The organism is Marinobacter alexandrii (genome assembly GCF_005871205.1).
Taxonomy (GTDB): domain Bacteria; phylum Pseudomonadota; class Gammaproteobacteria; order Pseudomonadales; family Oleiphilaceae; genus Marinobacter; species Marinobacter alexandrii.
In genome coordinates, this window is record NZ_SWKM01000011.1 from 88515 (window position 1) to 108536 (window position 20022).

Consider the following 20022-nt stretch of genomic DNA (forward strand, 5'->3'; position numbering starts at 1 on the left):
ACCCGGTCACCTACCCTGGTCAGTCCTGCGGTGGCCGTTCCACCACTTTGCGTTTGCCTTTGGCGCAACGGGACAGAGCCTTGAGGCCGTCGCCTTCAAAGGCATCAACCCGGATCACGTCGTACAGCGCGGTCAGTGCTTCCTGCAGCTGATCGCACTCGTCTGCTTTCACCACGCCCTCGGCACAGGCCCAGTCCACCAGCTCCTTGCGCTGGTGGCCCATCAGCAGGGCAATGCCATCCACTTCATCTTCGTTGCGATTGCGCACCGCCTGGTGCAGTCGGTGGCGCATATCCTCGGTATCGTGGGCCAGCTTGTAGGCGTTCAGCACCCGGCCCAGTGAATCCTCGGGATCCATGGTCACGAAGGCGCCGCGGCTGATGCGCTGGCGCAGCGGGGTATCCTTGACGATGCTTTCGGCAACCTGGGCCCCCAAACGGTCATCGGGGCCGTTCAGGCCGGTCGCGCCCAGCGGGAACACCAGTAGTCGCAGCGGCCAGCGCAGCAACGGTACCGGGAAGTTGATGATAGCGTCACGCATGGCGGCCTGAAGATCCCGCAGGCAGGTTTGCAGCGACCATTCCACCAGTGGCCGCTGATCTTCGGGGTAGCCTTCCTCGTGCCACTGTTTGATTACGGCAGTAGCGTAGTACAGGTGCGTCAGGCAGTCGGCCATCCGGCCGGACAGCCGTTGCCGGGCCTTGAGTCCGCCGCCAACGCTCAGCAGGGTGACGTCAGTCATCAGGGCGAAGGCCGCCGAGAAACGGGCCAGTTGTCGGTAGCCGGATTGGATTTCACCTTGCCGGGGCACGGATTGCAGCCAGCCACGGGACAACCCGAGCAGCAGGGCGCGCAGGGCATTGCGGGTGGTATGGGCCAGGTGGCGGTAGAATATGCCGTCGAACTTCCGCACCGCCTCGTCCTCGTTGTCCATGCCCGCCGCTTCGATTTCCTCAACGATATAGGGATGGCAGCGGATGGCGCCCTGACCAAAGATCATCAGGCTGCGGGTGAGGATGTTGGCGCCCTCGACCGTGATGCCAATGGGCACGGCCTGATAGGCCCGGGCCAGGAAGTTACGGGGGCCAGTGATCACGCCACGGCCTGCCACCACGTCCATGGCGTGGTTGATCACTTCGCGCATCAGGTCGGTATTGCGGTATTTCAACACGGCCGAGGGCACCGAGGGTCGCACGCCGCGGTCGAGCATGCCGGCGGTGAGCAGGCGGGCAGCGTCCATCATGTAGGTGTAGCCCGCGATGGGCTCGAGCGCTTCCTGCACGCCTTCGAACTGGCTGATGGAGCGGCCAAACTGCTCCCGGGTGTAGGCGTAGGAGCCAGTCGCCAGGCTGGCGACCTTGCCGGCACCGGTGCCGAGGGCGGGCAGGGAGATGGAGCGGCCAATGGACAGGCACTCAAGCAGCATGGTCCAGCCTTTACCGAGCATGTCCTGACCGCCGATAACCTGGTCCATGGGGATGAACACCTCAGTGCCCCAGGTCGGCCCGTTCATGAACACGGTGTTCATCGGCAGGTGCCGGGCGCCGGCGCTCACGCCTTCGGTTTCCCGGGGAATCAGTACACAGGTTACGCCGATGTCGTCACTGCCACCGAGCAGTTTGTCCGGGTCGTAGACCTTGATCGCCAGACCGATCAGCGTCGCCACCGGTGCCAGGGTGATGTAGCGCTTATTCCAGGTGACCTTCAGGCCCAGTACTTCTTCGCCATTCCACTCGCCCTTGCAGACGATGCCCTTGTCGGGGATGGCACCGGCGTCGGAGCCGGCAACCGGGGAGGTCAGGGCGAAACAGGGGATTTCTTCACCCGTGGCCAGGCGCGGCAGATAATGATGCTTCTGGTCGTCGGTGCCGTAATGCATCAGCAGCTCGCCCGGGCCCAACGAGTTGGGCACCATCACCGTCACTGCCGCTGATACGCTGCGGGTGGAGATTTTCATGACAATTTCGGAGTGGGCTGTGTTGGAGAAGCCCAGGCCGCCGTCTTCCTTGGGAATAATCAGCCCAAAAAACCCCTTTTCCCGGATGAATTTCCAGACCTTGTCCGGCAGGTCGTACTGCTCGTGGGTGATTTTCCAGTCGTCCAGCATGGCGCAGAGTTTCTCTACCGGGCCGTCGAGAAACGCCTGTTCTTCGCTGGTGAGATGAGCGGGCCGGGCATCCAATAGTTTTTTCCAGTCGGGGTCGCCGGAGAACAGCTCGCCATCCCAGTCTACGGAGCCGGATTTGAGCGCTTCGGCCTCGGTGTCGGACAGGCTTGGCAGGCGGCTGCGGACCCAGCCCAGCAGAGGGCGGCTGAGTTTATCGAGGCGCAAGTCACCGGGCAGGACCAGAATCAGGGCCAGTGCCAGTAATCCGCCCCCACAAATAATACTTAACAGATGCCAGTGATCCTGAAATAAACCGATGACGGTGGCGATCGTCAGTACTGTAGCCGCAGTAGTTCCGCCGATACCCAGATAAATCAGGACCAGCGCGCTCAGAAGCAGGAGCAGAACGCTCATGGGTGGATCTCCCTATCATTAATAAAATCAACCGGATCAGTGCCTAACAATCGACCAAACTTCGATGACTTGCAAGCAGCTGCAATCCCGCCCTGTAAATTTTCATGTCAGCAATGCCAAGAAATGTAAAAACCCAACATTGTTTGGGTATTTGATTGATCTGAACTCCCGCTTTTCAAGAATCAATAGGTTCTGTAAATAATAACTGCCCGGAGATCTTATGGTTGGCCCACTTACCGTTGCGAAACGACTTGCCCTTGGTTTTGGATTGCTTCTGTTCCTGATGATTGCCGTCAGCCTGATCGGTAACCAACGGGTCGGGTTTATCGACCGTACCCTGACCTCCGTTGAGGACGGTGCAGCGGTCAAACAGCGCCACGCCATCAACTTCCGTGGCAGTGTCCATGATCGGGCGATTGCCATCCGGGATGCGGTTCTGGTGGATTCCGACCGGGTGCTCCAGCGCCATCTGGATGACATCGATCAACTCAAGGCCTTCTACCGGGATAATGCCCAGGCCATGGATCGTTTGTTCGCAGACGGCGAGCCCTCCAAGACCGAACGTCAGCTGCTGATGGCCATCAAGGACATCGAACGCCGCACCCTGGCGCTGACCGACGACCTTCTTGAGCAGCGTCAGGCAGGTAATATTCCGGGTGCCCAGCGTTTCCTGCTGGATCAAGTGGCGGGCGCCTACACCGACTGGCTGGCCCGGGTGAATGCTTTTATCGATTACCAGGAAGACGTCATTGCCGAAGACGTTGAGGCTGTGCGGGCTACGGCAAGTGAATTCAACATCTTGAATCTGCTGGTTACCGGGGCGTCGGTTCTGCTCGGCGCGTTCATCGCCTGGATTATCATTCGAAGCCTGCGGCGTACTCTGGGCGCGGAGCCTGAAGAAGTGTCCGAGGCCATTCGCCAACTGTCGGAAGGGGTGCTCGACCAGAATATTCAGACCCGCTACCCGGACAGTGTCATGGGAGCCCTACAGGATACCGTGGAGCAATTGGCCGGGATCATTCGGGAAGTGCGCTCGGCGTCCGAGGAACTCTCCACCGCATCCACAGAGCTGGAATCCACTTCGGACAGCAACAGCCAGCAGATCCGGATGCAGGCCAGCGAGGCCGAGCAGATGGCGACCGCGGTTAACCAGATGGCGGCTACGGTCAATGAGGTGTCGGGTTTTGCGGCCAGCGCTGCCACGGCGACTCAGAAGGCCGATCATGAGGTCGAAAGCGGCAACCGGGTGGTTCAGGAAACCGCAGCCTCAATCGGTGAGCTGGCGGAAACCCTGGAGCAGGCTGCAGAAAGCGTGCATCGGGTGTCGGCGGACAGCGCCAACATTGAGAAGATCATTGAGGTGATCAACGCCATTGCCGAGCAGACTAACCTGCTGGCGTTGAATGCCGCCATCGAGGCAGCCCGGGCCGGAACCCATGGCCGCGGCTTTGCCGTGGTGGCGGATGAAGTGCGTTCACTGGCTTCCCGAACCCAGGATTCGACCCGGGAAATCCAGGAGATGATTGGCACCCTGCAGTCCGGCGCAACCGCCGCCGCAAACGTGATGGAAAGCAGTCGCCAGTTGGCGGGCGCGACGGTGGAAAAAACCCGCGAGGCGGAAGATTCGCTGGGCCGTATCCGTCGTGAAGTCGGCGCCATCAACGACATGAACGCCCAGATTGCCAGCGCCTCCGAGGAACAGAGTTCGGTGGCGGAAGAGGTCAACCGGAACATCAGCCGCATTCACGACGGCACGGTGCAGACCTCAGCCGGTTCGGAACAGGTGGCAGGCGCCAGCCGTGACCTGGCGGTGTTGGCCAGTCAGCTGCGGTCCCGTGTCAGTGTGTTCCGCATCAAGGCTTAATCGGGGGCAGCCGGTCAGATATAACCCTGCGCAAACACCAGGCCCAGCACGATGGGTATGACCACCAGGCTGCCCAGGTTACTGAGCAACACCAGGGACGCCACTTTGTGGGGTTCCTGGCGGTACTGCTCGGCCACCATATAGTTCAGCACCGCCGGTGGCAGGGCGGCAAACACCCAGAGTGAGGCGACCTGCAGCCCGGGCAGGTCCAGCAACTCGATCATCGGCCAGGCCAGGATCAGGCCGCTGGCGGGACACGCGATGGCGCCCAGCATACCCAGTTTCCAATCACTGAAATCAACATCCAGCATGCGCACCCCCAGGGCAAACAGCATCAATGGGATACACACACCACCGAGCATGTTCAGGGTCTCCAACAGCCATTCCGGCAGGGGTACGCCACCGAGATTGACCGCCAGCCCGGCAATACTGGCAAACACGATGGGTAGCTTCAGGCGCTGGACGATGGAGGTGTGCGGGTCGAGCATGTACAGCCCGACCGAGAAGTGCAGCAGCATCTCGACAATGAACAGCACCACCGCCGCGGGCAGGGCGGCGTCGCCGAAGGCCAGCACCAACAAGGGAATACCCATGTTGCCGGAGTTGTTGAACATCATCGGCGGCAGGAAGGTCTTCAGGTTCAGTTTCAGTACCTTGGCCACCGGGTAGAGGATAATGCCGGAACCCAGCACCACCACGGTCGCGGCCAGGGCCAGTTGGGCGTACTCCTGCAGTGGCGCCTGCTGGTCCGCGAGGACGGCAAACACCAGCATGGGCACAAACAGCTCCATGTTGAGGATGTTCAGGCCCTGGATGTCCGGTGTCCGGTAGCGGCCGTAAAGGGCACCGCAGCCGGCGATGACAAACACCGGCAACATGGTGGAAAGGATTTGAGCAATCATTAATGGCTCCGACAAAAAACGGATGTGCTGTCAGGTAAACGGTTAGGTTCGCAAGTATTGAGCTGCTGAGGCAAGCACTATTAGCGAGTGTTCGACCAATAGCCGACTACCGGCCATATTCCTTACCGCACTCTCCACTGGCACTCTCCACTCGCGCTTTGCACACTCACTTTCCACCCACAGCCGGCCCCGGTTGCGGTGGCCGGGTCCTGGCTCCACAATACCGCCAATCAAAGCCCGTGTTTCCGCCAGTCAGGAGTGATTTGTGACCAGCCCATTCGACCAGCCTGTTGCCCGCGACCACACCTGTTCGGTGAAATTCGATGCCCGTAAGGCGGTGTTTGGGCGCGAAGAGGTGATCCCGGTGTGGGTCGCAGACATGGATTTCGCCGCGCCGGAGGCCGTAACCCAGGCCCTGGTGGCGCGAGCCCAGCATCCGGTCTACGGCTATACCCTGTTCCCGGACAGCCTTTTTCAGTCCATGATCGACTGGTTTCAGAACCGTCATGGCTGGGCCATTGAGCGCGACTGGATCCTGATGGCGCCCGGGGTGGTGCCGTCGCTGCATGCCGCCTGCCTGGCCTACTCCGAGCCCGGGCAGGGGGTGATCATTCAGCCCCCGGTGTACCCGCCATTTTTCAGTTCGATACGCCAATGTGATCGGACGGTTATAGAGAACCCGCTGATCCTGGGATCGGATGCTGGTGAGGGCCCCGGCCGTTACCGGATGGATCTGGAACACCTGAAACAGTGCGCCGCGCGGGCCGATGCCCGGGTACTGATGTTGTGCTCGCCCCACAACCCGGTCGGCCGGGTCTGGACGGAGGACGAGCTGCGTGAGGTGCTGGCGATTGCCCGCAAGCACAACCTGGTGGTGCTGTCCGATGAAATCCACTGTGACCTGACCTTCGACGACGGCCCGCGACATTCCATGCTGGCGACCCTGGCCGAGCCGGACCACGCTGTGGTTACTACCATCGCCCCGAGTAAGAGCTTCAACATGCCAGGCTTGGGTCTCTCGGCCGTGGTCATTCCCGATACCGAGCGTCGAAATGCCCTGAAAACCGTGTTTCAGACCATGCACATGCCCCAGTGCAATCCGTTCAGCGTGGCTGGCTTTGAGGCGGGATATAAGGATGGCGGGCCCTGGTTGGACGAGCTGCAGGTCTATTTGCAGGGCAACCGGGATTACGTGGTCGAAGCGGTAAATCGCCGGCTGAGCGGCATTCGGGTTTTCGCCCCGGAAGCCACCTACCTGATGTGGCTGGACTGCCGGGCGCTGGGGTTGAGCGACGCCGAGCTGAAGCGGTTCTTTGTGCAGGAGGCGGGCGTGGGCATGAACCCGGGTATTTCCTTTGGCGAGCCGGGATCCGGATTCATGCGCTTGAACATTGGCTGCCCCCGGTCGGTGCTGACCGAGGTTCTGGATCGGATCGAAGCCGCCCTGGTGGCCAGGTCCTGAGCTAGTTCTCCAGCTGCAGGGAGCAATGATCCTCAACCGGGCGCCAATGCGCAGGTTGCTCCATACCGGGCATATCGCCATTGGTGGGGCGAATCGCTTCCCATACCATGCCGCCATGGGTCGCCAGGCTGCCAACAATGTAGCTCTCGGCGAACCGCCACTGTTCTGGACGCTGACACAGGTTGGGGTTGGTGTTCCCGGTACCGACGCTGCCGGCAGTGCCTTTGGTCTTGGTGCGGGGTTTCTCGGCCGCCTGCTGTTTTTGGGTTTGGGCGCTGTCGCATTCCGGCGCGGCTTTCAGTTTCTTCCAGTCAAAGCTGATTCCCGGCTCCTTGCCTTCGTTGATCTGGCGGGCCTGGTACCACTGGCCGTCATGAAAAACCGCGGCTCCGGCGGTGTAGTAGCGGGTAGGCTGCCAGCCAGAGGCGTCAGGGTCGCAGGGCGCGGCCTGCGCCGCGGAGGCCCATCCAAAGCCTAGGGCCAGCAACAAAATCGGCAGTAACATTCGTTGGCTTAACATGATGATCTCCTTGTTCTAGCTCGACTTTTGGGGGGCGGCTGTTCGCCCGCCCCGGGTCGCCAGCAGCAATCCCGCAAGAATAAGCAGTCCGCCGGCAACATGGAACAGTCCCAGCGATTCGTTCAGAAAAATACTCGCCAGTATGGACGCGAAAACTGGGGTCAGGTACATGAAAATGGCGGCCCTGGAAGGCCCAATGGCCTGTACCCCATGATTCCAGAAGGCATAGGCCAGGATTCCCGGGAACACGGCAAAATAGAGCAATGGCAGTGCGGTCTTGCCGGTCAGATGGAAGCCGCCGGAGAACACCAGCAGGTCGGTCAGGTAGAAGGGCAGGATCACCAGCGCACCCAGCAGGATCTGGGTCGTCAAAAAGGTCAGCGGCGGCAGTGGCACAGCCTGGCGGCGCAGCAGCACCGAAAACAAGCCCCAGGAAAATACCGCGGCGACCATGATCAGGTCTCCGGGCTGGGCCTGCAGCCCGGTCAGAACCGACAGCTTTCCCCTGGCCACCACGGTCAGGATTCCGAATACCGCGAGGGCGATGCCGAGGGCTTGCAGCGGCCGGGTGCGGTCGCCCAGCAGCAGCCAGGACATTAGTGCGACAAAGATCGGAATGGTGGCGTTGATCAGGGCGATGTTGGTGGCGGTGGTGCTGGTGGCAGCCAGGTAAAGCAGTGAGTTAAATGCGCCGACACTGAAGGTGGCCAGTGCCAGCATTGACCCTAGCCGCTCGCGGATGATCCGCCGGTGGTGCCAGATGCCCGGCAGCCCGAAAGGCAGCAGGATCGCCAGTGCGATGATCCAGCGCCAGAACGCCATCGACAACGGCGGAATGCTTTCCACCGTGCCCCGGGCAACCACGGCGTTGCCAGCCCAGAACAGGGGCGTGAGAACCAGCCCCGCGTAGGCCAGGCCGGGCGTTTTGAACAGAGATTCGGCGCTTTCTGAAGACACTCACACACTCATACATCGGGTGGGTTCGAGAAAAGTGCCTAGGATACTACTCTCCCGGGATCTCTGCCTCTGTACCAATGTGGTAGGCGGCAAAGCCCGCCATGACCACCTGGTCCACCGCCATACCGATGACCCGGCCATTGCTACTGGAACGGATCGGGTACTGGGCGTTGGTGATCGGATCGGCCACGTAGCCAAGGATTTCACCTTCAGAGACCCGGGCGCCCAGTTCCACGTCACTGAACAGGATGCCGCCGTGTTGGGCCCTGATCCAGTCGGAATCGTAATAGACCGGCTCCGGGTCGCTCCAGACGAACATGCGGGAAATCATGCCTTGGCGCTCCATCAGGCTGGTGAGACTGTTCACGCCGGCCTCAATCTGATGCTCCTGAATCCGGTGCGACTCACCGGCTTCCATGGTTACCGTAGTGATACCGGCGTCGACGGCGGCGCTGCGTAGCATGCCGGGGGAGCCGGAACTGTGCACCACGGCCATGCGGTCAAAGCCCTGGGTCAGGGTGGCCACGTCGGGGTTGTTCATGTCCGCGCGCAGTTGCGGCAGGTTGGTGCGCTTGAGCGAGCCGGTGTGGATATCCACCAGCAGGTTGCAGCGACGGATAATGTTTTCGAACAGGGAATAGGCAATACGGTCCGCCAGACTGCCGTCGGGGCTGCCAGGGAAATGCCGGTTCAGGTCACGACGGTCTGGCAGGTAGCGACTACCTTGCTGGAAACCCGGCAGGTTCACGATGGGAACGCCGACCACGCGACCGGACAGTTTTTCCGGGTCCAGGTCGTACATGGTGCGACGGATGATCTCGATGCCGTTAAGCTCGTCACCGTGGATGGCACCGGTCAGGCACAGGGTCGGACCGGCATTGGCACCATTCACCACCAGCACCGGGGTTGGCTGGGACAGGCCGGCAATCTGGATGCCCGGTGACCAGGCGAGACGGGTGGAGGTGCCAGGTAGGATTTCGTTACCCAGCAGGGTAAAACTCTCGGCCGGCTTCGGCTCAGGCGTGGAGTCTTCGGTGCCGGCGGTTACCGTTTCTTCGCCCGGACGGACTTCGCTGTCTTCGGTCGGCGTGCTCTCGCTGACCTTGGACTCGTCGGCGGGTTCAGCCGGCTTGGTGACGGCCGCAGAGTCGGTGTTCGGGGATGGTTTCGGCGGCGGCGCCACCTCCTTTAGATCAATATTGGGGGCGACCTTGCTCGGAGTCTGCGATGCCGGCTTTGGGTTGCTGGCAACCTTCTCGGCTTGCTGCTTCTTGGCAGAGCGCGACTTGGCATCTGACTCTTTTACCCGTGGCTCCGACTGCTCGACATCCTCGACACTTTCATCCTCGGCCAGGGCCGCGACCATGGTTTCCGGGGTCTTTTCGCGCTTGTTCTCGGTGGTTTCTGCGGCAACAGATACCGGCAGGGCAAGCGCTAGCGCCCAGGGCAGAAGTCGAGTGGATGTCAGTATCGAGTGCTTGCGGAACAGCATAATTCCTCACGGGTCGTCAAAATGCGCTCAAGCATAGAGCGCTCTTCGCGGCCATGAAACAGCTGTGACAAAGGTTTAATGTCACCTTCATGAAGGGCCGGTGTAATGGGTTTGATTAACGGTTCTGGTGAAAGTTTGAACAGTTAGGCAATTTATACCCGGCCAGCACGACCAGCGATGTGGGATTATCGCGAAGTTTGGTTGTGATTTTGTTACAGGGGAGCCTGAAAAAGGCAGCCGGAACAGGGCTTCGGCTGCCAGGAAAGAGGTTCGATCAGGCCTTGAGTGCGGCCAGGATGTCTTCCGGCCGAATCGGTATGGTGCGCATACGCACACCTGCGGCAGCAAAGATGGCATTGCCAATCGCGGGCCCGACCACCGTGGTTGCTGGTTCGCCGAGACCGACCGCGGTTTCGGTGCTCTTGATGAACTCGGCTTGGATCTCGGGTACATCGCGCATACGCATGGGCGTGTAGGTGTTCAGGTTGGTGTCGCGCACCTCGCCCTGCTCAATCTCCGTACCCTCATGCAGCGCCATGCTGGCTCCCCAAAGTGCTGCACCCTCAACCTGAGCCAGGGCTCCGTCCGGATGGACGATGGTGCCGGCATCAGTCACCAGTGTCAGCTTCTGCAGGGTTACCTTGCCGCTGTCGCGATTGACGTGTACCCGGGCCACACAGGCGGTCCAGGTTGGCATGTTGCGTTCCTGGCCGTAGGTGGTGGCCACCCCAAGCCCGGTGTCGGCAGGCATGTCCTTACCCCAGTCCGAGATCTCTCGAACCCGCTTCAACACCGTGGCCTGACGGTTGGCGCCGCCGACGGAGTTGGGTGCGGAGCCGGCGTTCTTGCCCTCGGCCTTCAGCCGGCTGAGTCGGAACTCGATGGCATCCTCGCCGGTTTTCCGTGCCGCCTCGTCGATAAAGCTTTCCAGCGCCCAGTTCACCCAGCCGGAGCCGACCGAGCGCAACCAGCCGGGACGGAAGGTGTCACTGGCCAGTTCGTTGGAAATGGCGCGCAGACGGTGGGCGCCCAGGGAGTACCAGTGCGCGGCCCCGTGAATGGAGAACGGGTCGAACTTCTCGCCATTTTCGCCCTTGGGCATGAAAAATGGCGCCATCGCCTTGGTTGGCCAGCCGGCGGTGGCGTGATGCTCCATACCGAGAACCTGACCATTGCTGTCAAAGGCCATGCGCAGTTTCTGCACCGAGGGTGAGCGGATCGAATCGAAGCGAGAGTCGTCTTCGCGGGTGAGCACCAGCTTCACCGGCTTGCCTAACTGTTTTGCGGCCAGGGCCGCGGGCACGCAGTAGTCGCCGTTGAGCCGGCGACCAAAGCCGCCCCCCAGCAGGTAGGTGCGCATGACGATGTTGTCTTCTTTCTCACCCAGGGCCTTGGCCAGGGTGGGCAGAATCAGTGACTGCCACTGATTGCCGGTGTGGATCTCCCAGCGGCCGTCTTTCTGGAAGGCCAGGGCGTTCACCGGCTCCAGCTGGAAGTGCAGCACACTGTGGGTGACGTACTCCTGCTCCAGCACGGAATCGGCGGAGCTGAAGGCGTTGTCGACACCGTCCTCGTTAACCACCAGGGCGCCGGTGCTGGCGTCGTCGATCAGGCGCCGGCCTTCGTCCAAAATTTGCTGTTCGCTCACATCGGCGGTCTTGCCGGCGGCCCAGTCCACTTTGATCACCTCGGCGGCGGCGTTGGCGGCGTGCACCGAGTCGGCGATCACCACGGCCCAACCCGGTACCGTGCCGGAGGCGTCATCCAGAACCAGGGTTTGCTGATAACCGGGAATCGACTTGGCCTTGCTGTCGTCCACCGAGTTGATGCCGGTGCCGTAGCGGGTCGGTGGCACCAGCGGGCGACCGTACACCATGCCTTCAACCGTGGCATCCAGGCCGTAGAGCGCGGTACCGTCGGTTTTATCCGGAATATCCAGTGCCTTGCTTTCCTCACCGATCAGGCGACGCTCTTGCGGCGGCTTGATCGGCATGGCCTTCAGCTCTTCTTCGCTGAAACTGCGATCAATGTTGCCATCGCGGACAATATCGGCATAACTGATGGCACGGTCACCGGCAATCACCTGACTGCCCCGGGCCTGGCATTGCCCGGCTGAAACGCCCATCAACTTGGCGCCTTCCTCAATCAAGGCAGTCCGGCCAGCCGCACCGGCGCGGCTGAGCTTGTCGAAGTTTTCCCACACCGACCAGCTGCCGCCGGTGACCATCAGGCCCCATTTCGGGTCGCTGTCGACATAGTGCAGTTCGACGTCGTTCCAGTCAGCTTCCAGTTCATCGGCAACAATGCGCGCCAGCGCTGTACCGACATGCTGGCCCATTTCCGCTTCCACGATGTTGACGATGACCCGGCCGTCCGGGCGCACCTGAAACCAGATGGTGGGCTCAAAGGCGCCCTCGGAAATGCTTTTGGCGGCACTGGCAACGGGAATGCCCGAGCTGGCAAAGGCCATGGTCAGACCGGCCCCGGCGGCACCGATCAGAAAGCCCCGGCGGCTCAGTCTGGGCGTGTCCGATGCCTGCTCGGTGGCTGAGTTGGCGAGGTATTTGGCGAACTTACGCATTGCTCATCTCCTCCTGGCCGGGCTCGTAGAACTGGGGCGAACCGGCGCTGCTGCTGTCGCTGGACCCAGCGGCCAGGTGAATCGCTTTGCGAATTCGGACATAAGCCATACAGCGGCACAAGTTGCCACTCATGACCTGATTGATCTGCTCGTCGGTGGGCTTTGGGAAGTCCTGAAGTAGGGTGGCGGCCTGCATGATCTGCCCGGACTGGCAATAACCGCACTGGGGTGCCTGGGCATCCACCCAGGCTTGTTGCAGCGGGTGCTCGCCGTCCTGGTCCAGGCCTTCGATGGTGGTGATCTGCTGGCCGGAAACACTGCCCATCGTGGTGATACAGGAACGAGTCGCGCGACCGTTCAGATGCACAGTACAGGCGCCACACATGCCAATGCCGCAGCCGAATTTGGTTCCGGTCAGGCCGGCGTGATCGCGAATTGCCCAGAGCAACGGGGTATCTTCGGGCACGTCGAGGCTCATGGCCTCGCCGTTGAGTTGGAACTGGATAGTCATTGGCTATCTCCTTGAAACATGTGTTGGCCCTCAGAGCTGACGAGCATCCTGAACGTGTTGCTCCAGATTCTTCCATGGGGGCTGACCTGAGCTTTGTCTCAGGTAACGGGCCAGCGCGATCAGGTCGGCATCACTCAGGCCGGGGCCAAAGCCGGGCATGGCAAGCCCGCGCAGGCCGGTGGGCTCATCAATACCGTGCAGGGTGATGCGCAGCAGATTGACCGGATCTGGTGCCGTCACCGCACTGTTAAGGCTCAGGTCCGGACGAGCCGCCTTGAGTGAGGATGGCGCATTGTAGTGGCAGGAGGCGCAGGCGGCCGAAAAGATCTCTTCGCCAGTGCGGGTGGCGGGGTCGGCCATACCCTGGGCCTGGCTGACATGACCGGCAGCCACTTCGGCGGCCTTGGCGTTGTCCTCGGCACCGGTGAGGTCCTGGAAATACATCGCCAGCGCCCGGATATCGTCGTCCGGCGCCTCAATCAGGCCCTTGTGTACTACGCTCGCCATGGAGCCCGCAGCAATGCCGTGCCATTTGGAGCCGCCGGCGCGGAGGTACTGAAACAGCTCGTCTTCGGTCCAGGGTACGGGGGCCGCGTGGGTGGTGTTGAGTGCCGGTGCATACCAGTTATCCACAACCGCACCGTTGTAGGTTTCATCCGCGATTTCCGCGCCGAAGGCATTCCGGGGCGAATGGCAGGCGGTACAGTGGCCAAGGCCCTCGGCGATGTAGGCACCCCGGTTCCAGGCGTCACCCTTGCTGTCGTCGGCCTGAAAACGGTCGCCATCGAAGAACAGGGTTTTCCAGCCGGCCTGCAGCATGCGCAGGTTGAACGGGAAATCGAGCTGGTTTTTCGGTCCCTGGTGGTCCACCGCTTCTCGACTCATAACGTAGGCGTACAGCGCCGACAGGTCTTCGTCGGTGACCTTGGTGAAATGGGTGTACGGAAAGGCCGGATACAGGTGCGAGCCATCCCGGGAAACCCCCTCGCGCATGGCCCGGAGAAAAGCTTCCTCGGACCAGGTGCCGATGCCCTGTTCCGGGTGCGGGCTGATGTTGGTGGAGTACAGGGTGCCGAAGGGGGTGGGGAAATCCACACCGCCGGCCAGTGGTTTTGATGGATCGCTGGTATGGCACGAGGCGCAGTTGCCGAGTCCCGCCAGCACCTTGCCCTTGGCGATCTGCTCCTGATTGAAAGAGTCAGCGCTGGGTCGGTCAATTTCATCAATGGCGGGCTTCCAGACAATCAGGAAGGCGACGACGACGGCGATAACAATGAGGCCTGACAGAATTTTTTTGATCACGAGCGTATCCAGTTTGTGCGGTGAATTTCCTTCCGTGTAACGCTAGTAGGCTTTGGTCAAACCGGCAAACCGCGGGCGGTCAAATGGCACGCCAGTGTTGATCAGCCTGTTGGCGGGCCCGTCCGTCAGTCTGCAGTTTCAGCAGGTGGGCCAACGCGGATCGGGCCGCAAGCCCGTGCAGGGCTTCGGGAACATCGTCATAGGCTCTGGCAGTCAGTGCCTTCAGGGAGCGGGCCTCCTGGTCGGAGAGCGCTCGGAACACCTTGTGTTCCCTGGCCAGACGATGGGTGATCAGGTAGTCGATCACCGCTTCCGGATGCGCCATGAGAAAACCATGAGCCGGAGCGATGATACGAACGGATTCACCAAGCAGATCGTACAGCGATTCGAGATAGGCCTTCATATCGCCATCGGGTGGGTTAATCACCACGGTTGAACCCTGCATGATGTGGTCGCCGGAAAATAACATATCGGGGCCTGCCAACAAAAAGCACAGGTGATTGGAGGCGTGCCCTGGTGTCTTCAGGCATTTCAGGATGCCGGCTTCGGTCACGATCATATCGCCGTGTTCCGGCTCGTCATCGGGGGCAAAGGTCTGATCCTGGGCAGCGCCCTCGGGGGCCGAGATACCAAGTACGCGACAGCCAGTTTTCGCCTTCAGCGTTTTGGTTGCCGGTGAATGGTCCTGATGGGTGTGGGTGACAACCACCTGATCGATAATCCCGCCGGTGAGTTCCAGGATGCGCTCAATGTGGGCGTCGTTATTCGGGCCCGGATCCAGAACCGTAAAACGCTCGTGGCCGAGCAGATACGTGTTGGTGCCAGGCCCGGTCATCATGCCGGGGTTGGGCGCGGTCAGTCGCACCACTCCGGCAGCGATCTCCACCGGTTGCCCGGGAATGATCTCCGCCAGTGTGCTGCCTTCGCCCTCCGGATCAAGCTCGGCGGCCTCATCGTATGCCGGTGCCCCGGGCTCCAGTGTCACCGGTCTGCCTTTCTTCTGGGCCGGCCAGGGGTCGGTCGGGAAGGCCTCCGGCGGATTGGCGTCGGCATAGCGCATCAGCGCTTCGGTGGATTCGAACTCACTCAGCACCCGCAAGGTGCGAATGGTGGGCAGCCCCAGCATCCGCTCGCCACTGCGATGGTCTCCAAGGGCCTGGGCCGGATTGATCCACAGATGATCAATGGTCTCGACGCCATCATGACTGGCCCGCTGGCCCGCCGGCGCAGTGGTTACAAAGAATCGGGTATCAAACCGCCGCGGTGGCCCCGGCGGGGTGGTCCAGTGACTGAGGTAAGCCAGCCGATCCAGCGGAATGGTCAGCCCGTGGCGATGGCACAAATCCGCCAAGCTCAGCTCGCCCTTGAACACCGCTTCGCGGTCCCCGTGCACGGCATGATCGCCACCAATGACCTGGCCATCGTTATCCACCGCCACCAGAATGCCGGCTTCTTCAAAACATTCCCGCACCGCGGCCAGCATATAGTCCGCGCCGCCCTCGTCCAGGCTCATGGTCTGGCTGATACTGGCATCGTCCGGCCCCTGTGCATGTTTACGCGCCTTCGTCTCCTGCTGGTCCACGGCGCCACCGGGAAACACGAAATAGCCCGGAAGAAACACCGCATCCCAGGTGCGCTGGAGCAGCAGTACTTCCACACCGTTGTCGGTGTCGCGGGTGAGAACCAGAGTGGCAGCAGGGCGAATATCCATAAACTTTCCGAGGTCAGGTTAAAGAGGATGCGCGCAGCAGGTTAGCGAGGGCATTGGATTGGGCTTGCCAAAACTGTGCGTAGCCATGGATGGCGAAGCTCAAGCGCCACAGGGATGTGCTTGAGCGGGTTTTGGCAAGCCCAATCCAATGTCCAATACGCCAGAGCGAGATGCGCATGGAATAACTAGCAAGATAGCGGAAACAACCGCCAGATGAACAGCGCCGAGCAAACGCGTATCATGCCCGCTTCCCAACGAACCTCCAGCCAGACAGGTACACCCCGTGGCCCGCATCAAACTCGCTTTCCCGGACGACGTCTTCTGCTTCGAGACCAACATGCCGGTTCGCATCACCGACATCAATGGCGCAAACCACCTGGGCAATGACGCGCTGATCTCCATGCTGTCCGAGGCCCGTGCCCAGTTTTTGGTGAGCTATGGCGTCCAGGAAGCCGACCAGAATGGCGTGGGTATCATCGTCACCGACCTGGCCACCATGTACCAGTCAGAATCCTTCTTCCCGGAGATGCTGCGGTTCGAGGTGGGCCTGATGGACTTCAACAAATACGGCGGGGATTTCGTGTTTCGGGTGACCAAGGCCGAAAGCGGCCAGCCGGTAGCGCTGGCCAAGTACGGATTTGTCTTCTTCAACTACCAGCGCAAAGCGGTAGAACCGATGCCCGAGAGCTTCCGCTCACGCTTTGGCTGATGCCGGCGCAGTGCGCAGCTTGGTCATGCCGGCCCGGTAGAACGCATAGGCCATGGCGCCGGCAAACAGATTGCCCACCAAGGCGCCACTCATCAGGCCGTAGATGCCGTTGAGCTGACTGCCCAGCCAGAGCAGCGGCAAGAAACACAGAAACAGGCGAAGGGTGGCGACCAGCAGGGCACGCATGGCCAGCCCCAGCGCGTTACACACCGACACCATCAGCATACACACCCCGAGCCCGCTGTAACTCAGAGGCACCCGAACAAGATAGCCGGCCAGAACCTCCTGCACGTTGGCGTCGCTGGTGAACACATCCGACACCAAACCGGACGCGGCTAGCCAGAGCAGGCCGATGGCCAATTGCCAGACCACCACAAACCGAACCCCGATTCTGACCAGTTTGCGGATCTGCTCAATGTCACCGGCACCCAGAAGGCGGCCAATCATCGGCGGCATCGACATGGTCAGTGCCAGCACCACCACAATTGAGAAAAACTCCAGGCGCGTGCCCAGGCCCCAGGCGGCGACCGCGGCGGAACCAAAGCCGGCCACCAGGGCCGTGGCCAGCATGGCGGAGGCCGCCGGCATCAGCTGACTGACCATGGCTGGCGCCATGATGTTGTTGAGTTGTTTCAGGGCCTGGCCAAGGGCGAGCTGGCCCAGATCAAATCGGGCCCAGTGCCGCTTCAGCAGCTTGGGATAAATGACCAGGCAACCAATACCGAAGGAGGTCACCGTTGCCCAGGCTGCGCCGGGCAGCCCCCAGCCGAACACGAAGATGTACAGCGGATCCAGGGCAATGTTGAGAAGACTGGTGGCGACCATCAAATAGCCCGGCAGCTTGGTGTCGCCGTGGGAGCGGCAGACACTGTAGCCGAAATAGAGCGCCGCACCAGTCCAGGCGGCAATCAGCCACGGTAGCCAATAGCTACGGATCATCGGCAGTAGCGATTCCTCCGCGCCGAGCCAGGTCATGATCTGGCTTTGCAGCAACCACAGGCCGATACAGAGCACAAACACCAGGCTGCCGCCGACGGTAATCACCAGCCCGCCAAGCCGATACGCTCGGAGCTCGTCACCGGCACCCAGGGTGCGGGAAATAATCGCCGTGGTGGCAATGCCCAGGCCCACCTGCAGGCCAATGATCAGTTGCTGCATGGGCAGGGTAAAACCCAGCGCCGCTAGCGGGTCGCGGCCCAGTTGGCCGATAAAGGCACTGTCGGCGAGCTGGAAGGTCATCAGCGAGAGCACGCCAAACAGCATGGGCCAGGTCATGGTGAAGAGCTGGCGGGGCAGGCTGGCGGACTCGGGTGGTTTATTCACAGGTTGAGGTAAGGGTCTTGGTTGAAATAGGAGGGGGAGTCTAACAGGTTTGCCTTCGCATTTCGGTGGCTGCCCGCGAAGCGAAGCTGCCCACACAGACACGCCGTAAACCCATCCATGGGGGCTTGGCATTGCCATCCCTGGCAATGCACAGTCTGTGCGGGCAGCTTCGCTCCGCAGGCGGGCGCACTTCGTGCTGTACGCCTGTTTCTTTAAGCCTTTATAGCGCCTTCAAGGCAGCCTCGTAGTCCGGCTCGTCTTTGATTTCGTCGACCAATTGGCTGTGGATAACCTTGTCCTGCTCGTCCAGAACGACCACCGCGCGGGCACACAGACCGGCCAACGGGCCATCCTGGATGGCGACGCCGTAGTCCTGCTGGAAGCTGTAGTTGCGGAAAGTGGACAGGGTGATGACGTCTTTCAGGCCTTCGGCGCCGCAGAAGCGGGCGGCCGCGAACGGTAAGTCTGCAGAGATGACCAGGACAACGGTGTTGTCGAGGTTGCTGGCCTTTTCATTGAACTTGCGGGTGGATGCCGCACAGACACCGGTATCGATGCTGGGAATGATGTTCAGGATTTTGCGCTTGCCGGCCCAGTGATCCAGCTTTACTTCTTCCAGACCGCTGTTGGTCAGAGTGAACGGTTGCGCGTTGTCACCGACTTTCGGGAAGCTGCCGCTCAGTTCGATGGGGTTGCCGTCGAGATTAACCTTGCTCATGGGGGTTCCTTGTTAACGGGTGTATGAGAATCAACTGATTCAATTTACTCTTTTTAGTTTAGTTTGGACTATCTTGCACCCGATACGAAAGCAATTACTGGGCTGAGGCGCTTTGGGGTTCGAAGCCCGGCGCCGGATGTCGCTGCACCAGCAGCAGGTAACTGGCGAGGGCGGCACAGGCGCAGGTGGCAATAATCACCGCCATGACCACCGAGGTACCATCGTGCAAGTGGCCTACCAAGATGCCGGCCACGGCGGCCACCGCCATTTGCCCGAATCCGAATAATGCCGATGCTGAGCCGGCCATGCGCGGGAAGTTGGCCAGCGCCCCGGCCATGGTCTGGGGCAACACCATACCGGTGCCGACCATGAACAGGGTCTGCGGCAGGATCACCGCCCAAACGTTGTACACGCCGCCGAGTGCCAGGGCCGCCATCAGACCACCACCAGCAACCGCAATAATCAGCCCCCGCACCAAGATCTGGTCCGGCAGTAGCTTGCTGCCCAGGCGGATGGCAGTCAGGTTACCGGTGACATAACCCACCACCATGCAGGCGAAGAACAGACCAAAGTGTTCCGGCGCCACGCCCAGGAAGTCGATCAATACGAACGAGGAACCAGACAGGAACGCGAACAGGCCTGAGAAGATCAGCGCGTTGGTCAGGGTGTAGCCAAGAAAGCTGATGTCGGTGCCAATGCTGCGATAGTTGCGCAGCAGGCTGCACAGCCGCAACGGCTGGCGGTATTCCGGGCGCATGGGTTCGGGAATACCGAAGGCCACCACCACTGCCATAACCATGGCGTAAGCGCCCAGTGCCAGAAAGATTGCCGACCAGCCTAAACTGGCGACCAGTACACCGCCGATGGTGGGGGCGATGGCCGGCGCCAGAGCCATGATGCTAGCCAGGATGGCGAGGATCTTGGCGGCTTCGCGCGGTGTGTAGATATCCCGGATGGCGGCCCGGCCCAGTACCGGTCCTGCGGAGCCACCCAGAGCTTGAAGAACACGGCACAGAATCAGGGTTTCGATGTTGGTGGCTAGGGCGCAGCCAGCGCTGGCGATGGCGAACAGGATGAAGCCGCCAATCATGATCGGTTTGCGACCAAAGCGGTCGGCGAGCGGGCCGCAGATCAGCTGAGCGACGGCAAAGCCTGCCATGTAAAGACTCAGGGTCAGCTGAACCTGATCCGTGCCGGAGCCAAAATCGCGCCCGATCTGCGGCAGTGCCGGCAGATACATATCGGTCGCGAGCGGGCCGAGGGCTACGGCGGCCGCTAGCAAAATGGTTGTCCAGACACTGGTTAACGTGAGCATGCAAATCCTAAAGTTAGAGAAGGCGCGGCTGGGTAGAGCTTTCCGAAACTGTGCGGAGCCATGGATGGCGGAGCTCAAGCGCCACATGGACGTGCTTGAGCGGGTTTCGGAAAGCTCTACCCAGCCGCGCCGAC

Annotated in this window: 15 protein-coding genes; 3 read left to right on the forward strand and 12 right to left on the reverse strand. The window is 61.2% G+C overall.

Annotated features, from left to right (window positions below; all coding sequences use genetic code 11):
* Positions 1-19 precede the first annotated feature (19 nt).
* Complete coding sequence (locus FCS96_RS00640; RefSeq protein ID WP_138438323.1) at positions 20-2521, reverse strand: acyl-CoA dehydrogenase; 2502 nt, start codon at positions 2519-2521, stop codon at positions 20-22.
* 220 nt (positions 2522-2741) lie between these two features.
* On the opposite strand from FCS96_RS00640, the gene FCS96_RS00645 reads away from it, so the two are divergent.
* The gene (locus FCS96_RS00645; protein WP_138438324.1) at positions 2742-4385 is read left to right on the forward strand and encodes a methyl-accepting chemotaxis protein; all 1644 of its coding nucleotides are present in this window, start codon (positions 2742-2744) and stop codon (positions 4383-4385) included.
* Positions 4386-4399: 14 nt separating this feature from the next.
* Here the strand turns inward: FCS96_RS00645 and FCS96_RS00650 are convergent, their stop codons facing one another.
* On the reverse strand, positions 4400-5287 hold the full coding sequence (locus FCS96_RS00650) for an AEC family transporter (protein ID WP_138438325.1): 888 nt from the start codon (positions 5285-5287) through the stop codon (positions 4400-4402).
* 265 nt (positions 5288-5552) lie between these two features.
* Between FCS96_RS00650 and FCS96_RS00655 the strand changes: the two genes are divergently transcribed.
* Entirely contained in the window at positions 5553-6749 is a 1197-nt protein-coding gene (locus FCS96_RS00655) for a MalY/PatB family protein (protein WP_138438326.1), read from the forward strand.
* Between the two features lies 1 nt (position 6750).
* Here FCS96_RS00655 and FCS96_RS00660 read toward each other — a convergent pair whose 3' ends face one another.
* The 7 genes from FCS96_RS00660 to FCS96_RS00690 form a co-directional block, all read right to left on the reverse strand.
* Entirely contained in the window at positions 6751-7269 is a 519-nt protein-coding gene (locus FCS96_RS00660) for a carbohydrate-binding protein (RefSeq protein ID WP_138438327.1), read from the reverse strand.
* 15 nt (positions 7270-7284) lie between these two features.
* On the reverse strand, positions 7285-8226 hold the full coding sequence (locus tag FCS96_RS00665; RefSeq protein ID WP_138438328.1) for a DMT family transporter: 942 nt from the start codon (positions 8224-8226) through the stop codon (positions 7285-7287).
* A 46-nt stretch (positions 8227-8272) separates the two neighbouring features.
* Positions 8273-9718 carry a succinylglutamate desuccinylase/aspartoacylase family protein gene (locus tag FCS96_RS00670; RefSeq protein WP_138438329.1) on the reverse strand — a complete coding sequence of 482 codons (1446 nt, stop codon included), beginning with the start codon at positions 9716-9718 and terminating at the stop codon, positions 8273-8275.
* 274 nt (positions 9719-9992) lie between these two features.
* On the reverse strand, positions 9993-12299 hold the full coding sequence (locus FCS96_RS00675) for a xanthine dehydrogenase family protein molybdopterin-binding subunit (RefSeq protein WP_138438330.1): 2307 nt from the start codon (positions 12297-12299) through the stop codon (positions 9993-9995).
* A complete protein-coding gene (locus FCS96_RS00680; protein ID WP_138438331.1) occupies positions 12292-12810 on the reverse strand; it encodes a (2Fe-2S)-binding protein in 519 nt (172 codons plus the stop codon). Before FCS96_RS00680 ends, FCS96_RS00675 begins: the two co-directional genes overlap by 8 nt.
* A 30-nt stretch (positions 12811-12840) precedes the next feature.
* Entirely contained in the window at positions 12841-14112 is a 1272-nt protein-coding gene (locus FCS96_RS00685) for a cytochrome c (RefSeq protein ID WP_138438332.1), read from the reverse strand.
* 79 nt (positions 14113-14191) lie between these two features.
* The gene (locus tag FCS96_RS00690) at positions 14192-15823 is read right to left on the reverse strand and encodes an MBL fold metallo-hydrolase (protein WP_138438333.1); all 1632 of its coding nucleotides are present in this window, start codon (positions 15821-15823) and stop codon (positions 14192-14194) included.
* Between the two features lie 283 nt (positions 15824-16106).
* Here FCS96_RS00690 and FCS96_RS00695 point away from each other — a divergent pair, with 283 nt between their 5' ends.
* Entirely contained in the window at positions 16107-16532 is a 426-nt protein-coding gene (locus tag FCS96_RS00695; protein WP_138438334.1) for a thioesterase family protein, read from the forward strand.
* On the opposite strand, the gene FCS96_RS00700 is transcribed toward FCS96_RS00695, so the two are convergent.
* The 3 genes from FCS96_RS00700 to FCS96_RS00710 form a co-directional block, all read right to left on the reverse strand.
* Complete coding sequence (locus FCS96_RS00700; RefSeq protein WP_138439587.1) at positions 16518-17807, reverse strand: MATE family efflux transporter; 1290 nt, start codon at positions 17805-17807, stop codon at positions 16518-16520. The two genes, FCS96_RS00695 and FCS96_RS00700, sit on opposite strands and share 15 nt — an antisense overlap.
* A 268-nt stretch (positions 17808-18075) precedes the next feature.
* Positions 18076-18573 carry a thiol peroxidase gene (gene tpx / locus FCS96_RS00705; protein WP_138438335.1) on the reverse strand — a complete coding sequence of 166 codons (498 nt, stop codon included), beginning with the start codon at positions 18571-18573 and terminating at the stop codon, positions 18076-18078.
* A 94-nt stretch (positions 18574-18667) separates the two neighbouring features.
* A complete protein-coding gene (locus tag FCS96_RS00710) occupies positions 18668-19888 on the reverse strand; it encodes a multidrug effflux MFS transporter (RefSeq protein WP_138438336.1) in 1221 nt (406 codons plus the stop codon).
* Positions 19889-20022: the final 134 nt, after the last annotated feature.